Genomic DNA, 211 nt, shown 5'->3' on the forward strand with positions numbered 1-211 from the left:
CCAACACTGGGTGTGAGATGATCATAGAGCGTTTAATAGGCAATCTAAGGGATTTAAACCCCTTGGATTTCAGCGTGGATTATGTGGATTTGGAATGGTTTGAAACGAGGAAAAAGATCGCTCGTTTTAAAACCAGGCAAGGCAAAGACATAGCCATACGCCTTAAAGACGCTCCCAAGTTGGGAGCGTCTTTAAGGCGTATGGCTCTGTC

1 protein-coding gene is annotated in these 211 nt (G+C 45.0%); it reads left to right on the forward strand.

Annotated features, from left to right (window positions below):
* Window positions 1–17: 17 nt before the first annotated feature.
* Window positions 18–211: urease accessory protein UreE (locus BZK24_RS08715; RefSeq protein WP_524707231.1), on the forward strand; the 194-nt coding region annotated here is incomplete at its 3' end.

It is taken from the genome of Helicobacter pylori (assembly GCF_001998165.1).
In the GTDB taxonomy this organism is placed as follows: Bacteria; Campylobacterota; Campylobacteria; order Campylobacterales; family Helicobacteraceae; genus Helicobacter; species Helicobacter pylori_DL.